The organism is Candidatus Hydrogenedentota bacterium, from assembly GCA_019695095.1.
In the GTDB taxonomy this organism is placed as follows: Bacteria; Hydrogenedentota; Hydrogenedentia; order Hydrogenedentales; family SLHB01; genus JAIBAQ01.
Genome location: JAIBAQ010000129.1, coordinates 1 through 17,963, shown reverse-complemented (window position 1 = coordinate 17,963; position 17,963 = coordinate 1). Strand labels below are relative to the sequence as shown.

General features: G+C 58.2%; 19 protein-coding genes. 4 read left to right on the top strand and 15 right to left on the bottom strand.

Going from position 1 to position 17,963, the window contains the following annotated elements; all coding sequences use genetic code 11:
- The 9 genes from K1Y02_18385 to K1Y02_18345 form a co-directional block, all read right to left on the bottom strand.
- The coding region (locus tag K1Y02_18385) for a 50S ribosome-binding GTPase (GenBank protein ID MBX7258338.1) at positions 1–391 on the bottom strand (391 nt) is incomplete at its 3' end.
- A 270-nt stretch (positions 392–661) separates the two neighbouring features.
- Entirely contained in the window at positions 662–1,540 is an 879-nt protein-coding gene (locus tag K1Y02_18380; GenBank protein MBX7258337.1) for a 1-acyl-sn-glycerol-3-phosphate acyltransferase, read from the bottom strand.
- Positions 1,537–2,397: a GNAT family N-acetyltransferase gene (locus K1Y02_18375; GenBank protein MBX7258336.1), complete on the bottom strand. Its 861-nt coding sequence runs from the start codon at positions 2,395–2,397 to the stop codon at positions 1,537–1,539. The genes K1Y02_18380 and K1Y02_18375 overlap by 4 nt, the downstream gene beginning before the upstream one ends.
- A 33-nt stretch (positions 2,398–2,430) precedes the next feature.
- On the bottom strand, positions 2,431–4,083 hold the full coding sequence (locus tag K1Y02_18370) for a VTT domain-containing protein (protein MBX7258335.1): 1,653 nt from the start codon (positions 4,081–4,083) through the stop codon (positions 2,431–2,433).
- A 2-nt stretch (positions 4,084–4,085) separates the two neighbouring features.
- Positions 4,086–4,862, bottom strand: a complete 777-nt coding sequence (locus tag K1Y02_18365; protein ID MBX7258334.1) for an NRDE family protein — start codon at positions 4,860–4,862, stop codon at positions 4,086–4,088.
- 52 nt (positions 4,863–4,914) lie between these two features.
- Positions 4,915–5,433 carry a DinB family protein gene (locus K1Y02_18360; GenBank protein ID MBX7258333.1) on the bottom strand — a complete coding sequence of 173 codons (519 nt, stop codon included), beginning with the start codon at positions 5,431–5,433 and terminating at the stop codon, positions 4,915–4,917.
- Positions 5,434–5,526: 93 nt separating this feature from the next.
- Complete coding sequence (locus tag K1Y02_18355; protein MBX7258332.1) at positions 5,527–6,300, bottom strand: hypothetical protein; 774 nt, start codon at positions 6,298–6,300, stop codon at positions 5,527–5,529.
- Positions 6,301–6,304: 4 nt separating this feature from the next.
- Positions 6,305–7,366: a ferric reductase-like transmembrane domain-containing protein gene (locus K1Y02_18350; GenBank protein MBX7258331.1), complete on the bottom strand. Its 1,062-nt coding sequence runs from the start codon at positions 7,364–7,366 to the stop codon at positions 6,305–6,307.
- A gap of 10 nt (positions 7,367–7,376) precedes the next feature.
- A complete protein-coding gene (locus K1Y02_18345) occupies positions 7,377–7,799 on the bottom strand; it encodes a hypothetical protein (protein ID MBX7258330.1) in 423 nt (140 codons plus the stop codon).
- Positions 7,800–7,929: 130 nt separating this feature from the next.
- Here K1Y02_18345 and K1Y02_18340 point away from each other — a divergent pair, with 130 nt between their 5' ends.
- On the top strand, positions 7,930–8,724 hold the full coding sequence (locus tag K1Y02_18340; GenBank protein MBX7258329.1) for a sugar phosphate isomerase/epimerase: 795 nt from the start codon (positions 7,930–7,932) through the stop codon (positions 8,722–8,724).
- Positions 8,725–8,732: 8 nt separating this feature from the next.
- On the top strand, positions 8,733–8,993 hold the full coding sequence (locus tag K1Y02_18335; protein ID MBX7258328.1) for a hypothetical protein: 261 nt from the start codon (positions 8,733–8,735) through the stop codon (positions 8,991–8,993).
- A 559-nt stretch (positions 8,994–9,552) separates the two neighbouring features.
- Here the strand turns inward: K1Y02_18335 and nrdR are convergent.
- On the bottom strand, positions 9,553–10,002 hold the full coding sequence (gene nrdR, locus K1Y02_18330; GenBank protein MBX7258327.1) for a transcriptional regulator NrdR: 450 nt from the start codon (positions 10,000–10,002) through the stop codon (positions 9,553–9,555).
- Positions 10,003–10,110: 108 nt separating this feature from the next.
- Positions 10,111–10,659 carry a 16S rRNA (guanine(966)-N(2))-methyltransferase RsmD gene (rsmD, locus tag K1Y02_18325; GenBank protein MBX7258326.1) on the bottom strand — a complete coding sequence of 183 codons (549 nt, stop codon included), beginning with the start codon at positions 10,657–10,659 and terminating at the stop codon, positions 10,111–10,113.
- 283 nt (positions 10,660–10,942) lie between these two features.
- Here rsmD and K1Y02_18320 point away from each other — a divergent pair, with 283 nt between their 5' ends.
- Complete coding sequence (locus K1Y02_18320; protein ID MBX7258325.1) at positions 10,943–11,572, top strand: twin-arginine translocation signal domain-containing protein; 630 nt, start codon at positions 10,943–10,945, stop codon at positions 11,570–11,572.
- An 85-nt stretch (positions 11,573–11,657) separates the two neighbouring features.
- Positions 11,658–13,262 carry a hypothetical protein gene (locus K1Y02_18315; GenBank protein MBX7258324.1) on the top strand — a complete coding sequence of 535 codons (1,605 nt, stop codon included), beginning with the start codon at positions 11,658–11,660 and terminating at the stop codon, positions 13,260–13,262.
- Between the two features lie 88 nt (positions 13,263–13,350).
- On the opposite strand, the gene K1Y02_18310 is transcribed toward K1Y02_18315, so the two are convergent.
- Genes K1Y02_18310 through K1Y02_18295 form a run of 4 tightly spaced genes read right to left on the bottom strand, consistent with a single transcriptional unit; the run spans position 13,351 to position 17,585 of the window.
- A complete protein-coding gene (locus K1Y02_18310) occupies positions 13,351–14,277 on the bottom strand; it encodes a HEAT repeat domain-containing protein (GenBank protein MBX7258323.1) in 927 nt (308 codons plus the stop codon).
- Between the two features lie 15 nt (positions 14,278–14,292).
- A complete protein-coding gene (locus K1Y02_18305; protein MBX7258322.1) occupies positions 14,293–16,473 on the bottom strand; it encodes a hypothetical protein in 2,181 nt (726 codons plus the stop codon).
- Positions 16,474–16,530: 57 nt separating this feature from the next.
- Positions 16,531–17,160, bottom strand: a complete 630-nt coding sequence (locus tag K1Y02_18300) for a type II secretion system GspH family protein (protein MBX7258321.1) — start codon at positions 17,158–17,160, stop codon at positions 16,531–16,533.
- 11 nt (positions 17,161–17,171) lie between these two features.
- Complete coding sequence (locus K1Y02_18295; GenBank protein MBX7258320.1) at positions 17,172–17,585, bottom strand: prepilin-type N-terminal cleavage/methylation domain-containing protein; 414 nt, start codon at positions 17,583–17,585, stop codon at positions 17,172–17,174.
- Between the last annotated feature and the right edge of the window lie 378 nt (positions 17,586–17,963).

Here is a 17,963-nt window from a genome sequence, read left to right as displayed (position 1 = left end):
GGTCGGTGATTTGCAGTTCCTCTTCGAGGCTTTTCGCGTCGCGCACGGGATCGACCGTGCTCAATGGATGCATCACGTTGTCATTCGCAAATGACCGCACCACATGCACCAGCGCGTCCACGCTCTTGAGCGCGTTCAACGCCGCCGAGTCCAACGCCTTTTCTTCGGCGCCTTCGCTCGGTGCCACGTCCACAAACTGGAATTCCGCGTAGGTGATCTTCTTCGGCTTCCAGATTTCCGCGAGCTTGTCCACGCGCGCATCCGGCACTTTCAACACGGCCACGTTCGAATCGCGGCTCCCAAACGTGCCCACCGCCGCGTTCGCGCCCGTCAAAGCATTAAAGATGGTCGTCTTCCCCGAACGCGCAAAACCGATAATCCCGACTTTCATGAAGGTTTCCTTTGTTGCTGCCAAGAAGGGGGATCGTACCAGTCCGCAGGCACGGGGCGCAAAAGGTTGGCACTGCCATGCTAAGTCCGCCTTCGGCGTGAAAGAAACCAGGCAACAAGGAAATCCTTGTTGCCTGAAATCCAGACTGTCATCCCGAGCGAAGCGAGGGATCTGGCTTAAGAACGACTCTTTCTGATGCCAGATGCTTCGCTTCCGCTCAGCATGACAGGTAGGAGCAGCCTGCGTCTTGCTCGCGGGGCTACGCAGGCTTTAACCAGGTACGCTCTCTGTGTCGCGATCGGCTTTCCCCGTCAACGACTCCGGCCTTGCTTCGGGACCAAGCACGGGCAGTCCCGTCATCGCGGCGACGGCGGATTCAGCGGCGGCCGCAAGGGTCTTGCGGTTGTGGCCTTCGGCGGGGATGGGGTCGCCAAACTGGATGTGTACGGAAATCCTGCGCAGGCCCATCAATCGCCAGGCGTGCGGGCCAAACACGTGGTCTTTCCAGTAGGCGACGTCTTCGGCCACGTCGATATCGGGCGCATCCGCATGCCAGCGGATGGCGACGGGCACGGTCTGGGCCTGAGCGTCGATGGCAGGTTGCGCCAGCGGCGGATAGAACGGCAGCAGACGGTCGCCGCCGGTCGAGGTGCCTTCGAGAAACACGCAGACGGAGTTTCCCCCGCGCAAGCGCTCGGCGACTTCGTTGGTCACTTCCACGAGCGCGCGTGCACGACGGCGCGGTACACCGATGTTCTTGGAGATACGGAAGAGCAGACCCACGAAAGGCCACGATTCGACGTCCACCTTGGCCACGAAGAAGCACGGCACCACGGAACCGAGTGCGAGCACATCGGCGTAACCAATGTGATTGGGCGCAACGAGGGAGCCTTCGGCGGGTTGCGGCCCAGAGGTCGTCACGCGGAACCCGGTTATCGCGAGGCACCAGCGCGTCCAGCGGCTGGTCCAGTGGGCCGCTTTGCGATTCTGCGTCTTGATGTCGCGAGTGATTTTCCGGAGTACGGCCCAACACACCAATAGGAACAGACTCGCTGCCATAAGTCCGGCGACGCGCAGCGCGGCAAGGACAGGACTGGAGTAGGCCCGCTTCCTTTGCGCGGATTCGGCTGTGGCCGTTGGCATGCTCATTTGATAACGTCGAGCCGCGAAAAATTGACCTCTCTGCCGTTCATGAGGATGAGGAAGTCGACGGTCCCGAATTCGCGGTCGATAACGGGTTCGGAGATGACCTCGCACCCGAGCCGTAGATAGGTCCGGAACAGTTTCGGCAATCGAATCGCTTCGATACCGGGATCGTTTTCGCGCGAAGGATCGCCGCACCGGCAGTGCGCCTTGGCGGGCAGGCGTAGGGTGGCGTGCAGATGGTTCTGGGCGCGAATGGTCTTCAGTGCGCGCCAGCCGTCGTCGGGGTCTTGCGAAGTCAACGAGCAGCACCCGAACAGATAGTTGTGGTCGAACAAGTTCGCGAATCCGCCTACGCCCATCCACAACGTGATGATTGCGGCAAGTGTGCGATGATCGTGCGCGAGACACGCGCGGCCCAGCTCAACCGTCTTGGGCATATAGGGCGCGAAATCGGTGAGGTCGAAGAACTGCGCGGCGTAGATACCGCGCGCCTGCTGTGCCCGGGTCATCGTTTGAATGCGGTACGTGCCGACGACACGGCTTGTGTCGCCTTCCAGCAACACGATATGCGTCATTTGTTCGTCGTACTCGTCGCGGTCGAGTCCGGTCACCGCAGCCGTTGCAAACCCTTCGCCGAGTTCGAGGTTGAATACTTCATAACGCAGCCGCAGCGCCGCCTCCACACACCGGTCCGATACGGCAAAACCAACCGTATAGGGACTCGTCTTGGTGCGCGGAAGGGTGAGCACGTCCACACGGTTCCAGCACGACTTCAATTCGTCCGCGCAGGTTAAGTCTTGCCGTGTTAGCGGGTGGGGTTCCACGATTGCGGCTCCGTCGTCGCGAGCAGTCGAATCCATGCGTTATCGTCCCTATTCGATTCGAGCCACGGCTTAATGCGTCAATGGATACGCGCGCGACGCCTGCCTGTAGCGATAGCAATCACGCAACAACCGAACCGGCCCCAATGCCCGGTGTCCTCTCCGGCGGTTTTCCGCGCCTATCTCAAATAGGATACGGAATTGGCGGAACAAAGTCTTGTAGGCGTTGGACAGGGTCGCGCGGGCATCCCAAATATGCGTGGCCTCCGCCCCCGCTCCGTTGATTTCCACGATGTTCAGTCCTTCGCCGCGCACAAATGCGTCGAGCGATTCGAACCGGATGTCGAAGCGGCCGAAATAGAACTCAGGGATAGACGACGCAATCTCGTGGATACGCGCTTCGAGTTCCGGCGTAATGCAGTCGCGGCCATCGCGAAACACCGCGCCTTGGGCGTGATTTCCCGCAAACACAAGCCGGAACCGTTCGCCCTCGGCCAATACGCGGTCCAATTGCGCGGTATGCCTGCGCAGGTACACGTCCTTGATCAACACGGCGCGCGGATCGGCGAGGATCAACTCCTGAAGCGTGTGCACTCCGTCGCCGATTACGAACGGGAATTCCTTAAGGGTCACCGACATGATATGGCCACGGGATTCGCGCGGGTTTCGGTAGTAGAGCACGCCGGCCTCATGCGGCAAATCGACCAATGCCTGAAGCACCATGGGGGTGTTTGCCGGGAATTCCCGTAGATAGCGGCGCAACTCCTCGGCATTGGGGATGCGTTGAACACCCGCGCCGCGTTGCCCCGTATCGGGTTTGGCGACGACCGGAAACGCGATCCCCGCTTCCTCCATGGCGCGTTCGGCCTGCTGCAACACGGTTTCCAAAGGAGTGTCCGCCGAAGGACGCATGAAGGGCGTATGCGTGGCGACCCATTTCCGCTGCTCCTTCGGCACCAGGGAGAGAATCTGTGACTTCGACTCGCCGATGAGCCCGCCGGAGTAGATGGACGGGTTCACGGCGGTGGGCAGGGTGAAACTCCGGTATCGCAGCGCCAGCCATGCGTAGTAGAAGCCGACTGGGATGTAGAACACGAACGGCGGCCAGAATTCGAAGAGCGACGCGACCGGTTCGACGGCCTCGGAAGGGGCATTGTCCGCGAGGAGACGTTTAGACGTGCGCCGTTGCATAAGGATGATCGCGACGATGAGTGCGATCGCCACGGGCCATTTGAACCTTCCCAACTGAGGCAATACCGCTTCGCCCAGCTTGACGACGGCCGTCAAGAGAAGGAACGTCCAGAGCAGCGAAGCCGTAACGGCTGCTCCCAGGAACCTCCACACCGACGCCTGGAAGATGCCGGCGCCCACGTAGGTAGGCAAACGGGTGCCGGGAATGAAGCGCGAAAGAAATACGGCGAGGATAACGTTGCGGTCGAACCAGTGCCGCACGCGGTCCAGGCGATCTTGCGTCACCCAGCCCCATGCAACGGTATTGGGACCCACCGCGCGGCCTATGGCATACAAACCGAGGTCGCCTAGGGCGATCCCAACGGTCAGCCCGACCAGGGCGGTCATAAACGCCATTCGCCCTTCGGCGACAAGTATGCCGCACGTAACGGTCGTCGGATCCTCAAGGATAAACGTACAGAATCCTGCGAAGGCTGCCTGCAACGCGGGCGTATCGACGAGCGAAATCAACGTGGACTGAAGCCAATCGGCCAAAATTACCTCCGTGGCGAAGCCGAACCCGCGGGCAACAAGGAAACCGAGAATTCGCGAGGCGTGCCGCACCCGCCTGGATACACCGCATTCCTCGGCCAGTATCTCATAACGGCGTGAGTTGTCCCCTCATCGAAATATACCTGCGTGATACTCCTGGTGGACGCATACGAGCGTTCCATCAGCGGCGACCACTCCGCCTCCCCCTCAGGCTGAAGCACATGAAACGCCGGAAGCGCGCCGCAAGAGTGTGCACCGTTTACCCGCCACGCGTCAAAGGCGTCTCTTCGCCGCGCCGTCACCTCGTCGGTCTTCCACGACGAGGAGGTAAGCATGGTCCACTCGGAAGTGTGCGGGTGATGCGTAAATGGAGAATCCACGGGCCACTCGAAGGTTTCCACCCTATCCAGCGCGGCCAACAGGATCGTGAACGACGGATAAGGCTTCGGATCGAAGTCAGACATTACAGCGGCCCGTATGGATTCAAGCGTTCCGTGGCCGAGCAGCCAAGGGACGATTTCGCCACGGCTGCGGGCGGCCTTTCCTGCTGAGCGGGGTGTCGCGTCGCTTTCACGGTACAAGTTTGTCAGGCAGGCGACCACACCGTATTCGCTGACGCCCATCCACGTGCCACCGCTATTGCCGTCGACCGGCCCTAACCACGAGATACCCGATTCGACGCGAATGATCGGCGGCAGTTCGTCCGCGCGCGTCTTCGCCTCGTCGCGATTCATGGTGACGAGCAGCGATCCTTCGCCGCGATGGACGGAAATCGTGCACATGTACTACACCCCGCATACCGGCGCTTTGTGTAAAGCGCGGATTCCCTATGTCTTACTGCGCCGCCCGGTATGCCGCCGTGGAATAGGCCACACTCAACCGTTCGGGTATATGAACGCCACGCATGCGGGCGATCAATGAAACTATCGCCAGGTGGTGAATCGTGTGGCCCGACAGAAACAGCAACTCCCGCTCCAACGTGCTGGACACAAAAGTAGGTTCGCCATCCGGCGACGGCATCTGGCGGATTCGCAGCGGACGTTGAATTTCTTCCGCATCGATGCGCGCGAGCATCGCGATGACTTCGTCGTTCAGCTCGCGAAAACGTTCCGGGTCGCGTTCGACCCGTTCGTCGCGCTCCCGCGCATCGTAGTCAACCGTCCCTGCGTCCAGCCCTCGAAACAAACAGCGATAATGGTCAATGCAGTGGCGCAAGTGCGGTCCGATGGCGGGTACGTCACCGCAGGGGTCGCTGTATTGTTCCTGCGTAATGAGTTCGATCACGGCAGTACACCGGGCGCACGATTCCACACATCCATCAACGGCGGGATGCAACACGGATGTCACACTCATATGAAGTTCCTTACTGAAAAAGGTTCATAGTCTCGATATCGGATGTACGAGCAAAAAACGGACAGCGCCTGACATGCAGTCCAGGTAAACAGCTTACGATTTCGTCAATAACGCAAGACGGTATACTCGCACGACGGGGGTTCCATCATAGAGTTCAAGTTCGCCCTCTACCGACACACCCAACGCCGCCCACTGCGGATTGACTTCCAATTGCTTGCCATCGGCGCCGGCAAGGACGTAAACAACCCCGTTGCCTTGCAGATCGCGCACCAAGATTCCCGGCGGGGCGCCGCCCTCCAGACACCGCACCGCGCATGCGCGATGCACCTTACCCGTTGCGGGCCGCATTACCCCGAAGAAGCACTTGGTATCGACCAATTCCCCGGCAAGTTTAACATGCCCCAGCGATTCGACGCGACCTCGACTTTCGAGTTCGGCCGGTACGCCCAGAACCTCGAATGATTCGGGGTCGTTCATCTCAATCATCGCGGTGGAGTCCCGGTGGATAAGACTTCCCTTGAACCGCACCTTCTGACCATCGAATCCGCGCGCGAACGAAGGCAAACCCTGCTTGCCAAAACCCACGAGCAGGTAATTCGCGGTCAGTCCCGCCATTTGCGAGCTTGCCGTGACGTGCAACATGGGTACGGGGTCTTCGTACAGCACGCCTTCAAAGCTGCGCGCCACGCCGAATTCGAAGGCCCCTCGATCGAATGCCGCTTGCGCAACGGCCACAAGCACGGTAACGCACGGCAGCGACAACGCCAAGATCGCAATCAGTACACGGAGCCTCCTCGCATGTCGCGGCGGCGCTTGCTTTAGATAGCCGATGTAGAATTCGTTGTCGTGCGCATTGGATGCTTGCATGGCGTCAGGCCTTCACTTCCGCGCCTGCGCACGCGCTTCGCAACCCGTTTTCCACCGGACTTACGTACACGGAACCATCGATGATTCGTACGTCAAACGTCGGTATGACCTCCGCAAATGGCGGCGGGCTGCATCCATCTTCGGGATTGTATTGCCAACCGTGCCAGGGGCACGTGACGCAGCCGTCGATGATGCGACCTTCTCCGATGGGGCCGCCTTGGTGACGGCACGCGTTCGACAGCGCGAACACGCGCCCATTGTGAAGGAATACCGCTATGCGGTTGCCGCGAACGACCACTGTTTTGCCCCGCCCTTCTGCTAATTCATCGACCGCGCACGCGCGCGCGTACCCGTCGCGTTCGGCGTGTGCCTTCTTGCGGTCAGTGGCCGCTTCCTTACGGTATGCGGCAAGGTGAAGTCCAAATACCGCGGCAAACCCGAAGACCACAAGCGCCAGGAGCACCGGATTCCGCTCGGATTGCAGTGCGCCATACGCCACGTGGACCAACAGCGAACCGTAGGCCACGTAGACCATCATGTGAATGAGTTTCCAGACGGACGCGCCCAGGTTTCTCAGCCAGAAGTCGTGACTAGTCGCCGCCATGAAGAACAGGATGACCAACGCCAACGCTCCAAACGGCTCGAACGGGAAGTCCGAGATGACCCCGCCGGGCCGTGCATAGGGCAGGTAGTCCATGCGATACGCCGTGAATACGCTGACGATTGGGTTCGCTTTGCCAAGCGCGTGAAACTGAATGATAGCGAATACAGCGTGAATTGCGGCCAGCAGAAACATGGTCACGCCAAGATGCCGCCGGTTGTACAGCAGCGGAAGAAATCGGCGGTCCAAGCGGCACAATGGGCCAATGCACAAGATGATGTGCAGAAGGAGGAAAGCACTCACCGACGTGACGCGAATGATCAACGTCTCGGCGGTCACAAAAGTATTGGTGATCCACGTGGCGGCAACGAATCCCGTCGCACTCAAAACGAACAGAAGAAACAACGTAAGGTCATACAACCGTTTCTGACGATTCCAGTGAATGCCTTTGTAGGTTACAGACACGGCACATCCCTCACTGCGATTCATCCGCGGACAACGAGATTGCCTGCGTAAGCGTTGGGTCGAGCACAGGTTGACGCATGGGTACGATAGAGGTTCGCGTGAGGATTGCGGCGGCCACGACAATCGGCAGCGCAACGGCCAACACGTGAATCACCAGACCGTGCATGCGCCGCAACGATTCTGGCCGCACCGGGTATTCAACGGGGGCAATAAACGTTTCTCCCCTGTGGGCATGTCGCCACTTAGCGAGAAGGAACGGCCACAAGGCCACAATCCCGGGTGTAATGAGTGCGCGGAACCAAAGGCCCGCTCCACGCGTCGCGGAGTCGATTCGATGGAGTCCACGTGCGTGCAGCGCAATGGCCGCCAACACGCCCAAGCCCGCGTATCCCGCAAGGGCGACCAGTCCCATTTCTGTCGCACGCTCCATCATCGATATTCTCCTCTTGCACGCCCTGTACATTCGCGGACCGGCAAAAACCATGTCGGAGCAATTGACCGCTGGATGGCCGTCGATTACCATGCGGCACGAACAGGCGCACTCATCACACGGAGAGAAGACTATGAAGGTCGGGATTATCCTCGGCTCCCTGGGCACAGGCAGCCTCAAGCGGGACCTGCAGCGGGCCATGGCTATCGGGGTCCATGGAATTCAGCTATGGGTCGTCGATAACGAACTAGATCCCCGGGAGCTGAGTGGGTCGGGCCGCGAGGAATTGGCGGACTATATGGAATCGCTGGGCTTGGAGTGCACGGCGCTGTGCGGCGACGTAGGTGGCTTTGCCGATCTCAGCGTGGCGGATGAGCGGATCGCGAGGACGAAGTCCTTTATCGACTTGTGCGTCGACCTAAAGACCCCGATCCTTACAACACACATCGGGACCGTTCCCGATGACGCCTCCTCTCGCGCTTACCAGGACCTTGCAAACGCCGTGCGCGAGGTATCTGAGTACGCCGTCAACCGTGGGTGTTGTCTCGCTATCGAAACCGGCCCGGAGTCGGCCGAATCCTTGGCCGGGTTCATTGCCGCCGTGAAGAGCGATGGTACGAAGGTCAACTACGACCCCGCTAACCTCTGCATGAACGGCTTCGATCACATTGGCGGAGTGAAAACCCTTGCGCCATACATCGTCCATACGCACGCCAAAGACGGGGTATACGAATCCGGTAAGCACGGCAAGTATCAGGAAGTCCCCTTGGGCAAAGGCGACGTGAATTTTCCGAGGTATCTCGCCGCATTGCGAGACATCAGCTACACGAGTTTTCTCACAATCGAGCGAGAACACGGCGACGATCCCGCCGCCGATATTGTGGAAGCGGTGACCTTTCTCAAGCGCCAGGAGGGCGTGGAGCCGTAGCCAATACCATGGGGAAACGCCGCAAGAAGTCAAAGGCCGATCTCGAATCTCGCATGGTAGACATCGCCGCGTGGATTGCCGTGCGGGCAATCTGTGGCGCAATTGGCTTCTTCGGCACTTTTCTGTTGATGGGGCGAACGTGGAGGTTCTTTGCGGACGATTCCGGACCTTCGAGAGTTGTGGCTATCGCAACCATAGTGGGTGCGCTCTTCATAGTCGCTGGCCCGCGGCTGCTCAACGCGATATTCGACCGGACAAATGGCAATTAGGCTGGTTCAGGGTAGCGTGAATCGCTGTGGTTTTCCGTGTTGACGTTTAATACGTTGTAAGCCAGATCCTTCGTCCGCCGTAGGCGGACCCAGGATGACAATTCCCGAGCGATCTCGCCGCTTGTCATCCTAACCTGAGAGACCACGTCAGCGCGGGTTTCAGCAGAGGAGACTGCCCCGAGTGGACGGTATACTCTCACAATCGGGCCACACGCCCGCATGCCCCCCACTACTCGCACAGTCTGTTCTTCTGGAGCGCTGCAAGCGCGAAATACTCTAGCCTGGGGTGAGATTCGCGTCTTGGACGCGAATCGAAACCCCAGGTTCTAGCCCACGCCCAACGTGAGCCCTGTAAGGGCGAAAGCAACTTGCGCGATCCGTTTCTTAGGAGTCCGCCTCTGGCGGACGAAGGATCTAGCTCGCCAATCCGGACGTAATCTACCTGCATGCCGGGGCTCTCTGCCTCGAATCGTATTGATGACAGAGACATCCCGATTGCATCTCAGGTACGTCGACGATTCCGTCCGACGAATAGAATGGGAAGGTATGCGCTGCGGCGTCAGCTCAACAGATTCTTGAGTTCGCTCATGAATTCGTTGAGGTCTTTGAACTGGCGGTACACCGACGCGAAGCGCACGTAGGCCACTTCGTCGAGTTCTTTCAAACGTTGCATGACCGCCATGCCGATCGAATCCGTGGAGACCTCGTGTTCACTCGAATTGAACAGCGAGCGTTCCACGTCGTCGATAAGGGATTCGACTTGTTCAAGACTGACCGGACGCTTCTCGCAGGCTTTGAGAATACCGCTCTTGATCTTCCAGCGGTCGAACGGCTCGCGCCGTCCGTCTTTCTTGATCACCATCTGAGCGACTTCTTCGATTCGCTCATACGTTGTGTATCGGCGTGCACACTTCAAACACTCGCGCCGACGCCGGATCGAATCCCCTTCTTTCGAAGAACGGGAATCAACCACTTTGCTTTCAAGAAACGCGCAGAACGGACACCGCATGGTGGTTAGTTCCTGTTAGCCGACGTTTGCCCCCACAATAGAGAGACCTATCAACGCCTAGTACGCCTAGATGTTGTGTTGATACCCTACCAGATACAACATACGGCGTCAAGTGAAAAACGAAAGCCCTACGGAACCGTAGGTCTCGTGCCTGTACCGCCTTAGCGTCCCTATTTTCTCTGGAATTTCAGCCTCCTTGGCATGCTCCAGGACCAAGCTGCCCTCGGGATTGAGCAATTCGGCCTCGGAGACGGCGGCAAGAAGTGATGAATAGTCTCGATACTCGAAAGGCGGGTCGGCAAAGATCAGGTCGAACCGCTGCCCATTGGCGGCCAACTGACGTAAACCGGCAGGGATGGACAGGCGTCGGAGGGTCGCTTGCGCTCCCAACCGTGCTTTTTCGACGTTGGTCCGAACGCATTCCAGGGATCGGGGGTCGTTGTCCACGAAGACCACCGCCGCAGCACCCCGGCTCAGGGCTTCGATGCCGTTGGCGCCCGTACCGGTAAAGAGATCCGCAAAGCGGCACCCCGGGATATCCGGACCAAGAATGCTGAATAAGGCTTCCCGTACACGGTCGAGAGTTGGCCGGACACGAGTCCCCTTGGGGGCTTCGAGTCGAATTCCCTTTGCCTGTCCTGCGATAACACGCAACATGGTGGGATTATACGTAATTCATACGCATCAGTCTCTGGCAAGCTATTTTCGCTCTGAGAAGGCGTCCAATTCTTGAAGATGGCCGCCGCTTTCGGGGGTGACGAGAAAGAGGATTCTTCAAGTAATTGAAATCCAAAGCAATTTAAGTGCGATTGCTCCGCAGATATCTCCGGTAATGGTTGGCGCACGCAGTCAGCAGTGCTAAACTGATTGACGTAAACAGGTGTCTCGTCTCTACGCAGAGTAAAGCACTTCGTCAGTCCAGCAAATCAGGGGATGCCGCATGCACCGCCGTCCACTTGGAGACAATTTGCCCGCTGCGCTATCGCGCCGGTCCTTCTTGCAGCATGCCGCGGCGGGTGCGGCAGCACTCGCCATCGTCAATCCCGCGAATGTGTACTTCGCGCGTCCAGGTCTCGACACTCGTTCACTCCCCCCCAATCCGCAGGTTCGGATTGCGCACGTCGTTCTGCGTCATAAGCCGTCGCACTGGGTGGGTTGGCCGGGAACGGCCTATGACCTCGAAGGGCGGCGGAGAGATTGCGAGGACATCTTCTCCAAAGCAGCACAGCGCGCAGGCGTAATGTTGGATCAACCCGGCGTATTACTCGATGACGAAACGCAAGTTGAAGCATACGTGGAGAGACTCGATGCAGCTCCTCCCCACGCTGTGCTCATAAACCTGCAGCATTTCGACGCGTGGCCATGGACCGATTTCATCGCCGCGACGGGTGTTCCGGTGGTGGTGTTTGCGCCGGTCAATGCAGGGTTCTCCAACACGGTTCGCAGTGTCGCGGACCGGCCCGGTGTGCATGTCATCTCCTCATTCGCCTGCCTACCTGTCGAGCAGGCCTTTCGCCTGATCCGCGCGAAGTGCATGCGTGAGGAATCACCCCTCCCGGCAATTGGCTGAAACGGGCTTCGGATTACAATGCGAATCCAAATTCTGACCAACTGAGTGTGCGCGTCCCGATAGACTGCAAAGCAAAAGGAGCACTATGAATTCCAATCGCATCAGCAGGCGAGGTCTGCTTAAGCGCGCGGCAGCGGGCGCCATGGCCATGACATACTCCCATTCGCTATTTGGTCAGGAGAATCCACAAACGGACCATCCAGCTACTCCACAGCGGAGCCAGCGAAGAAGCTGCTACAACAACTTTGCGGAGCACCTGCTGAATGCCTTTAATCCCAACATGTTCTACCCCGAGTTGCCATATCGTTGGACAGACGAGGACTGGTTTCGCTTTCTCGACATGATCCACGACTTCGGGTTCACTCACTTCGAGTTCTGGCTCGTGCCCCGGTTGTTTTCGCGCGCGGCCCTTGAACAACCCTTTGGGCGCGAGTTCGCGCGGCAGATGAACGCAATGATTGCTCACGGCGCTTCGCGCGGACTTGGCATCAAGTTAATCGCGTGCCTCACAACCGTCGGCGACGATTGGCACACGCATTGTCCCAATGTACCGGAGGAATGGTCCGAGTGCCGCATGATCTGGGACGAATGGACCAAGCGGATGCCTGGGCTGGGCGTCGTGGGGATTTTCCCCGGCGATCCGGGAGGTTGCTCGCGCAACGGATGCACCGCCCGCACCTTTATCGACCGCGCGCTCGAAATTGCCGAGCTTGTGAAGAAGAACCAGCCGCAAGCAGAGATTGAGATTGGCACCTGGGGCACGCCGTTCTGGGGATGGGGAACGATCCAGGGTCCGCCCGACTGGAAAGGCGAGTTCATCCAGAGTATTCAAGGTTCCGCGTGGCGGTTCGACAAACAACGCGCGGACGACGCCATGGAGTACCTCATCAAGCGCCTGCCAGAGTTTCCGAAGGAGACCTCCGTGGCGATCAACCTCGGCTTCAATTCCGACAGCAATCCTGATTCGGAGGGCGGTGTACAAGACGCGCGTCCGTGGGCGCGGGAAATTGCCAAAACAAACCGCGTCGTGACGTGGGATTTCAGTCTGACCGAGGGCGAAGGCGCCATCGTGCCGCACTACCGGTTCGAGCGGTTGTATGCGCAGCGAAAGCGCGAACTCGACGCGGCCCCCTACGAGGGCGGGATTTGTTTCACGATGACACCGCTCCTGAATCAGCTCTCTCTCTACCAGTCGGCGCAGTCGTTCATAAATCCAAGCGCCGACTATGACGAGTTGACTAAGACTTACTACGCGCGCCTGTTTGGTTCTCAATCCGAACCGCTGGCGTCGCTGCTTCCGCTATTCGAAATCATTCCGGATTGGGGAAACTACAGTCGCATCGATCTCTCGCGAACCGCATTCCATGCGCGCATGCGAGAAGGGGTAGATCTCCTGCGTTCGCTGGAATCCAGCGTGAACGGAAATTTGCCCTTTCATCCCCACCCGGAACAGCACCGCAAGGACTTGTTGTTCTTCTTTGAGTTGTTCGCTGAGCTCAGTGGTGATTCACCGGACTTCGATCAACTTACGAAACGATATTGGCAGCGCGTCTACGCCATTTATGACCTTTTACCCAAGCATGTGGATCCGCGACCGCACAGCGCCACGCAACGTTTGATACGGTACTTCGATCCCAAGTGGGACCGCTCCGGCCTCGGGGCACTTCCCGGGAAGTGGACGGAATCCTAGCAGGGCATTCCGCGGCGCAGTGGCCGAACATGTTAACGCCCAGCATGCATGCTGGGCGTGGTGGAGCGAATAAGTCGATTGAAGCAGATCAGTGATGCGCATCCTCGAGCGGCGCGTCTTTGTCCACGAGCGGTTCAAGCTTCTCCGGATCCAGAGGACTGTCTACTCCGGACTGGTTAGCATTCCAATGCTCCTGCCAGTACGCTTTCGGGTCCCCGGATATGCTCGCCGCATCGACGCTCCATATCTGAGCAAGAGCCCGGTTCGCGGCGTTCTGCACGCGCGGGTCCGCCGCGTCAAGCTTTGCCAACAAGACAGGCGTGGCTATCTTACTGCCGGATTCGGCCAGCGCGTTGCCCGCTGCAAGCTGAACATCCGCATCGCTATCGATGAGACCGCGCGTCATGAACGTAACCGCCTCATTGTCCAAATTGTTCGATTCGCGAAGGATATGCCCATACAAACCGAGCGCGAAAGCGCGAAAATGGGCATTGTTCACGGTCATTCCATCCTTCAGATATGGTAATGCCGTTTGCGGATCCAGCATGTTCAGTATGGCAAGCAGGACCATCTTGCGCCCTAGAGAAGACGTGTCGTAAGAGGCCTTGATAAACTTGACCAAGTCGACCGTCTTGCTCATGGCAAGAATCTCTGACTCGATCTTCTGCCTTTCGCCGGGGTCGGTCGCTTTGCGCATGGCGTCCACCAACAGAAGGAACTTCTCGCGCTGGTCGGCGTCCAACCCCGTGTTGCGCTCCATTTCGGCTTCCCACTGCTTGACTTGAGGCAACACAAGCGGCTTGGCGGCATCGCCCCTCTTGTCGTTCTTCTCAATCGAGGCGATTTCCGTTCGGGCGAATTGGATGCTCTTGTCGCCGACGACAAGCTCGAAACAGTTCGCGTTGACTTCGCGCACTTCCCCATCCATGGTCGCACCGTCGGGAAAGACTATGGTGTCGGCGTAGCTATAGCCCGCTACGGCGATAAGTATTGTCAGTCCTAAGCGTAGATGCACGGCCTTACCCTCCCGTCAGTTGTTGCGCGCCAGGTACACCAGCCGGCGGAACGATGCTTGCGTAGTGTCTTCAATCTGGAAGAACGACTTCACGCGGCGGTCGTAGTACATATCGAGCGCAGTGCGCGATACGGTATCGTCTTTCCCCGGAACCAGCACGCCCAGATCGGGGCATACGATGCTGCCACGAATGGTCATCTTCCCGAAGGTGTTCGACTTGTGCCGCGTATAGCTGCGCACAATCGTGAAGATGGCGTTGTTCGAATACAGAAGGCCGTCGAATTTGAAATCGCGCCCCGAACTCGGCCGGGTCTGCTCGTCCGCCCACCAGATGTCCCGGAGTTGCGTCTCGCTGATCCAGTAGTTCTTCGGACTCAAATCCAAAATCGACGTGCTTGCGCTCGTTGTTACCGTCTTGATGCCGCTGTCCGTGTAATAGAAAGCGCATTGGTCCGCGCCCGTGTTCCGGTAGATGGGCTGGCTCGGACGAATGCGGTAGTAGCGCGGATTGTAGGATGAATCGGCGGTAGCCTTTTCGTACTCGAACTGATTGAACTGCATCAGTTCGGACGAGGTAAAGCTCGTCAAAGGTTCCGAAGACGTGTAGAAGCCGGGGTCGGTAATCTTCGCTCCGTAGTAACCAACGTCCTTACCGGTGGCGACTACCTTGTTCTTCGTGCGAGTCTCGGCCTGATACTCGCTCAAAACGCTGCTCGTACCCGACTTGTCCAAGCCTGTGCGCGTCAAGTAGTCGCCGATGATGATATTGCCGCCGGCAACGAGCGCCATGCCGTTCTTCGTCCCGTCGGCAGCGACGCCGTATTCGCCCGGGGCGTCTGCATACGTAGTATCGCCCACGACGTACGCGTTGCCACGAACCTGGATCTGTCCCCATCCTTTCACTTTGCCGGACAGCACAAGGTCGCCGTTGACGGCTATCTTGCCGTCGATGACGATCGGATTGGCATCCGTGCCGGTCAGAATCAAGTTACCGTTATACGTACCATCTCCCAGGTCGGCCAGGGCCGAGTTCGAAGTTGTGGGCAACCCTGTGCCCGTATAGGTTGAGCCAGCCGCAACGCCAAACGCCGTGCCGCCCGACACGGAACCTTCGGCGGCGTTCATCACGGCGTTGAATTCGCTGTCGTCCACCAAGCGGTTTCCGTTCTCATCGTTGAATGGCGCCGGGAAACTGGCCGGCAGTTCACCGTCCGTCATGGCTTTCTTGGTGGTTGGATAATTGAGATAGAGATTGGCGAATTGGTTCAGATCGCCATCGCTATTCGTGGTAGCGTTGGCGACATTCACCTTGGTCATGCCTCCCGTGGAACTCTGGGTGACCTTGCCGTTGCTTGTACTGAACTTGTAGGCGTCAAACGTCGAGTTGGCAAGCCCGGAGGCAGAAAGCGGGCTCGCATTCTGGTCGTACACCGTCCCGCGCGAATAGGTCGTGCCGGCCACAACGGAATTCGCGGCAAACGCGTCCGTGCCGGTTCGCACCATCAACGATTGAAGTGAACCGACTTTGATTCGGTCGAACGTCCCATAGAGAGATGTATCGCTGTTCATGGCGAGATCAAGCGGCGTGAATTTCGCATGACACAGAATACAGTTCACGTTGTTTGCGAGAATGCAGTACTCAAAACCCGTAAACAACTGGCCCGAAACCCGTACAGTCTGCGTGGCTGTCTGCGTGCGGTTGCCAATTCGGCCCGTCGCCGAAATCGTGAACAGACTGCCCGCGATATCGTCGGTGCGCGTCACATTCACCCGGACAATCTGTTCGCCGGTACCCAGCATGCGATTGTCCGTTTCCTGAACAAAGTCCACGCCGTCCGGGTTCGACTCGAAGGTACCGTTGCCGTTGCTGTCCGACTCCCCGCTGTCCTTGCTTCCATTTCCGTTGAGGTCTTCGTTGTTCGGAACCAACGCGTTGATGAAGACGCGGTAAGATGCAAGATTGCCCGTCGTGTTTCCGTTGCCCACGACGTAGTCATGCCATAAACGGCCAATGCCGATATCCACACCTGCCTTGCACGTTTCGTCAAGCCGGGCTTGCGTTACGGCACTGTCAGTCCTGAGTTTTGCGGTCTGCACCCGTGCGGCCACCAGCGTGATGGCGCCCAAGATGACAATCACCGCCAGGATGACGAGAATCAGCGCCATCCCCTCTCGTCCTTGTTTGTTAGCTCTCATAGTGGAGCCCTCCTTTGCCGCCGCGATACCCCGTCCTTGTTCGCAGCCTCAACCATCTCAGTTCTCAAGATAGATATCGGTGGTTACCGTGACGGTAGCCGGATTTGTCCGGCGCAGCCCGATTAATTTCGTGGATGTGAGCGTTACGGTCAGCACATTTCCATCAAACGCAAACGTCACATTCGACAAGTCGTTGGCTCCTCCTACCTCCGTCGTCTCACCGGCATCGTTTGTCGAACCGTTGCCGTTGAGATCCTGAATCCGGACAATGCGGCGCGACAGCACGCCGTCGCTGTCAGTATCTTCTCCCGCGGTCAAGCGGCCGTCGCCGTTCGCATCTTCATTGATGTAGCGAAACGTGATTGGGCGGCTCCAGTTGTTGCCGGTGGTATCCGCGGGCACTTGGAAGGTCACCTGAACCGGGCTTCCCAGAACGGGATTTGGCGTGACCGCCAGAGCATTCAAGGGTGGAATAAGGGACGTGTCGGTTCGCTTCGATGCAATCTGCAGTTCTTGCTGCATGGCCGCCAGCGCGTCGCGCACGTTATCTTGCGCCTCGGCCTTCGATTTTGCCGTCGCCGACGATGTTGAAGCCGATTGCAGCGCAACCATTCCCAACGCGCAAATTGTGGCCAGTATGGCGATTGAGATAACCAGTTCGACCAATGTAAAACCGCGTTTCTCCATGGACACGTACCTCAATGATCCGCCAAAACGCTTGAGAGCGCGGCCGTCAATTGGCGCCCCCGCATATCCACCCACGTACACGTGATCGTGACCTCCAACGGATTCGCGTTGGGATTCACGTAATCCACGGTAATCGTCTCTTGGGGGAGTGTTCCGGCATTCGGTATCGTCGTGCCATCCGGCCAGACGGCGGTTATCGCGTCCGGAAAGTCATCGGGATTTGTGTTGCGCACGTCGCGCATATTGCTAAGGATTGTTGCGCAGTCCTTTATGGCGGAGTGCCGCTGATTCTGCATGTCCAACGCCACGTAGTAGGAAACAAGAGACGTCGCCGTCGCCCCCATGACGATCGCAAACAACGCGATGGCAATGGTCAGTTCCAGCAGCGTAACGCCTTCCTCATCCCTGAACCGCCTGTACCGCATACCGGTATCTCCTTATTATCTACATTCGCGGGGAGTTCTCGAGGGCAGGCAAAATAGATAGGCCTGTGCGCCTTCCGTGAGCCACTCCGAGCCACGGCGCTTCCAACTTACCCCGAGGAAACGCCTTTGTAGACTCAATTTTTGAGTCCCACCACGAAACGCAATAGCACAAAGCCCCAAATTGCGGTCATTCGTAATTATGCCACATGGCGGGACTTTTGCCAAACGTTCGAATTGATTTCGTATCCTATTCTTAAACAATAACTTACGACCAATTGGGATGACTGAGGACCGGATCGCAATACCGCAAATCCCGCAATTTTGTTGCGAAAATCTGCCAAGATATCGCTGCACATTATCACTATATGCGAATTATAG

Excerpts from the sequence above, each read along its gene's own strand:
- K1Y02_18320 (MBX7258325.1), top strand. The coding sequence starts at position 10,943 with ATGCACCGCCGTCCACTTGGAGACAATTTGCCCGCTGCGCTATCGCGC.
- K1Y02_18300 (MBX7258321.1), bottom strand. The coding sequence starts at position 17,160 with ATGGAGAAACGCGGTTTTACATTGGTCGAACTGGTTATCTCAATCGCC.
- K1Y02_18335 (MBX7258328.1), top strand. The coding sequence starts at position 8,733 with ATGGGGAAACGCCGCAAGAAGTCAAAGGCCGATCTCGAATCTCGCATG.
- K1Y02_18375 (MBX7258336.1), bottom strand. The coding sequence starts at position 2,397 with ATGGATTCGACTGCTCGCGACGACGGAGCCGCAATCGTGGAACCCCAC.
- K1Y02_18365 (MBX7258334.1), bottom strand. The coding sequence starts at position 4,862 with ATGTGCACGATTTCCGTCCATCGCGGCGAAGGATCGCTGCTCGTCACC.
- K1Y02_18360 (MBX7258333.1), bottom strand. The coding sequence starts at position 5,433 with ATGAGTGTGACATCCGTGTTGCATCCCGCCGTTGATGGATGTGTGGAA.
- nrdR (MBX7258327.1), bottom strand. The coding sequence starts at position 10,002 with ATGCGGTGTCCGTTCTGCGCGTTTCTTGAAAGCAAAGTGGTTGATTCC.
- K1Y02_18315 (MBX7258324.1), top strand. The coding sequence starts at position 11,658 with ATGAATTCCAATCGCATCAGCAGGCGAGGTCTGCTTAAGCGCGCGGCA.
- K1Y02_18305 (MBX7258322.1), bottom strand. The coding sequence starts at position 16,473 with ATGAGAGCTAACAAACAAGGACGAGAGGGGATGGCGCTGATTCTCGTC.
- K1Y02_18295 (MBX7258320.1), bottom strand. The coding sequence starts at position 17,585 with ATGCGGTACAGGCGGTTCAGGGATGAGGAAGGCGTTACGCTGCTGGAA.
- rsmD (MBX7258326.1), bottom strand. The coding sequence starts at position 10,659 with ATGTTGCGTGTTATCGCAGGACAGGCAAAGGGAATTCGACTCGAAGCC.
- K1Y02_18380 (MBX7258337.1), bottom strand. The coding sequence starts at position 1,540 with ATGAGCATGCCAACGGCCACAGCCGAATCCGCGCAAAGGAAGCGGGCC.
- K1Y02_18345 (MBX7258330.1), bottom strand. The coding sequence starts at position 7,799 with ATGATGGAGCGTGCGACAGAAATGGGACTGGTCGCCCTTGCGGGATAC.
- K1Y02_18355 (MBX7258332.1), bottom strand. The coding sequence starts at position 6,300 with ATGCAAGCATCCAATGCGCACGACAACGAATTCTACATCGGCTATCTA.
- K1Y02_18340 (MBX7258329.1), top strand. The coding sequence starts at position 7,930 with ATGAAGGTCGGGATTATCCTCGGCTCCCTGGGCACAGGCAGCCTCAAG.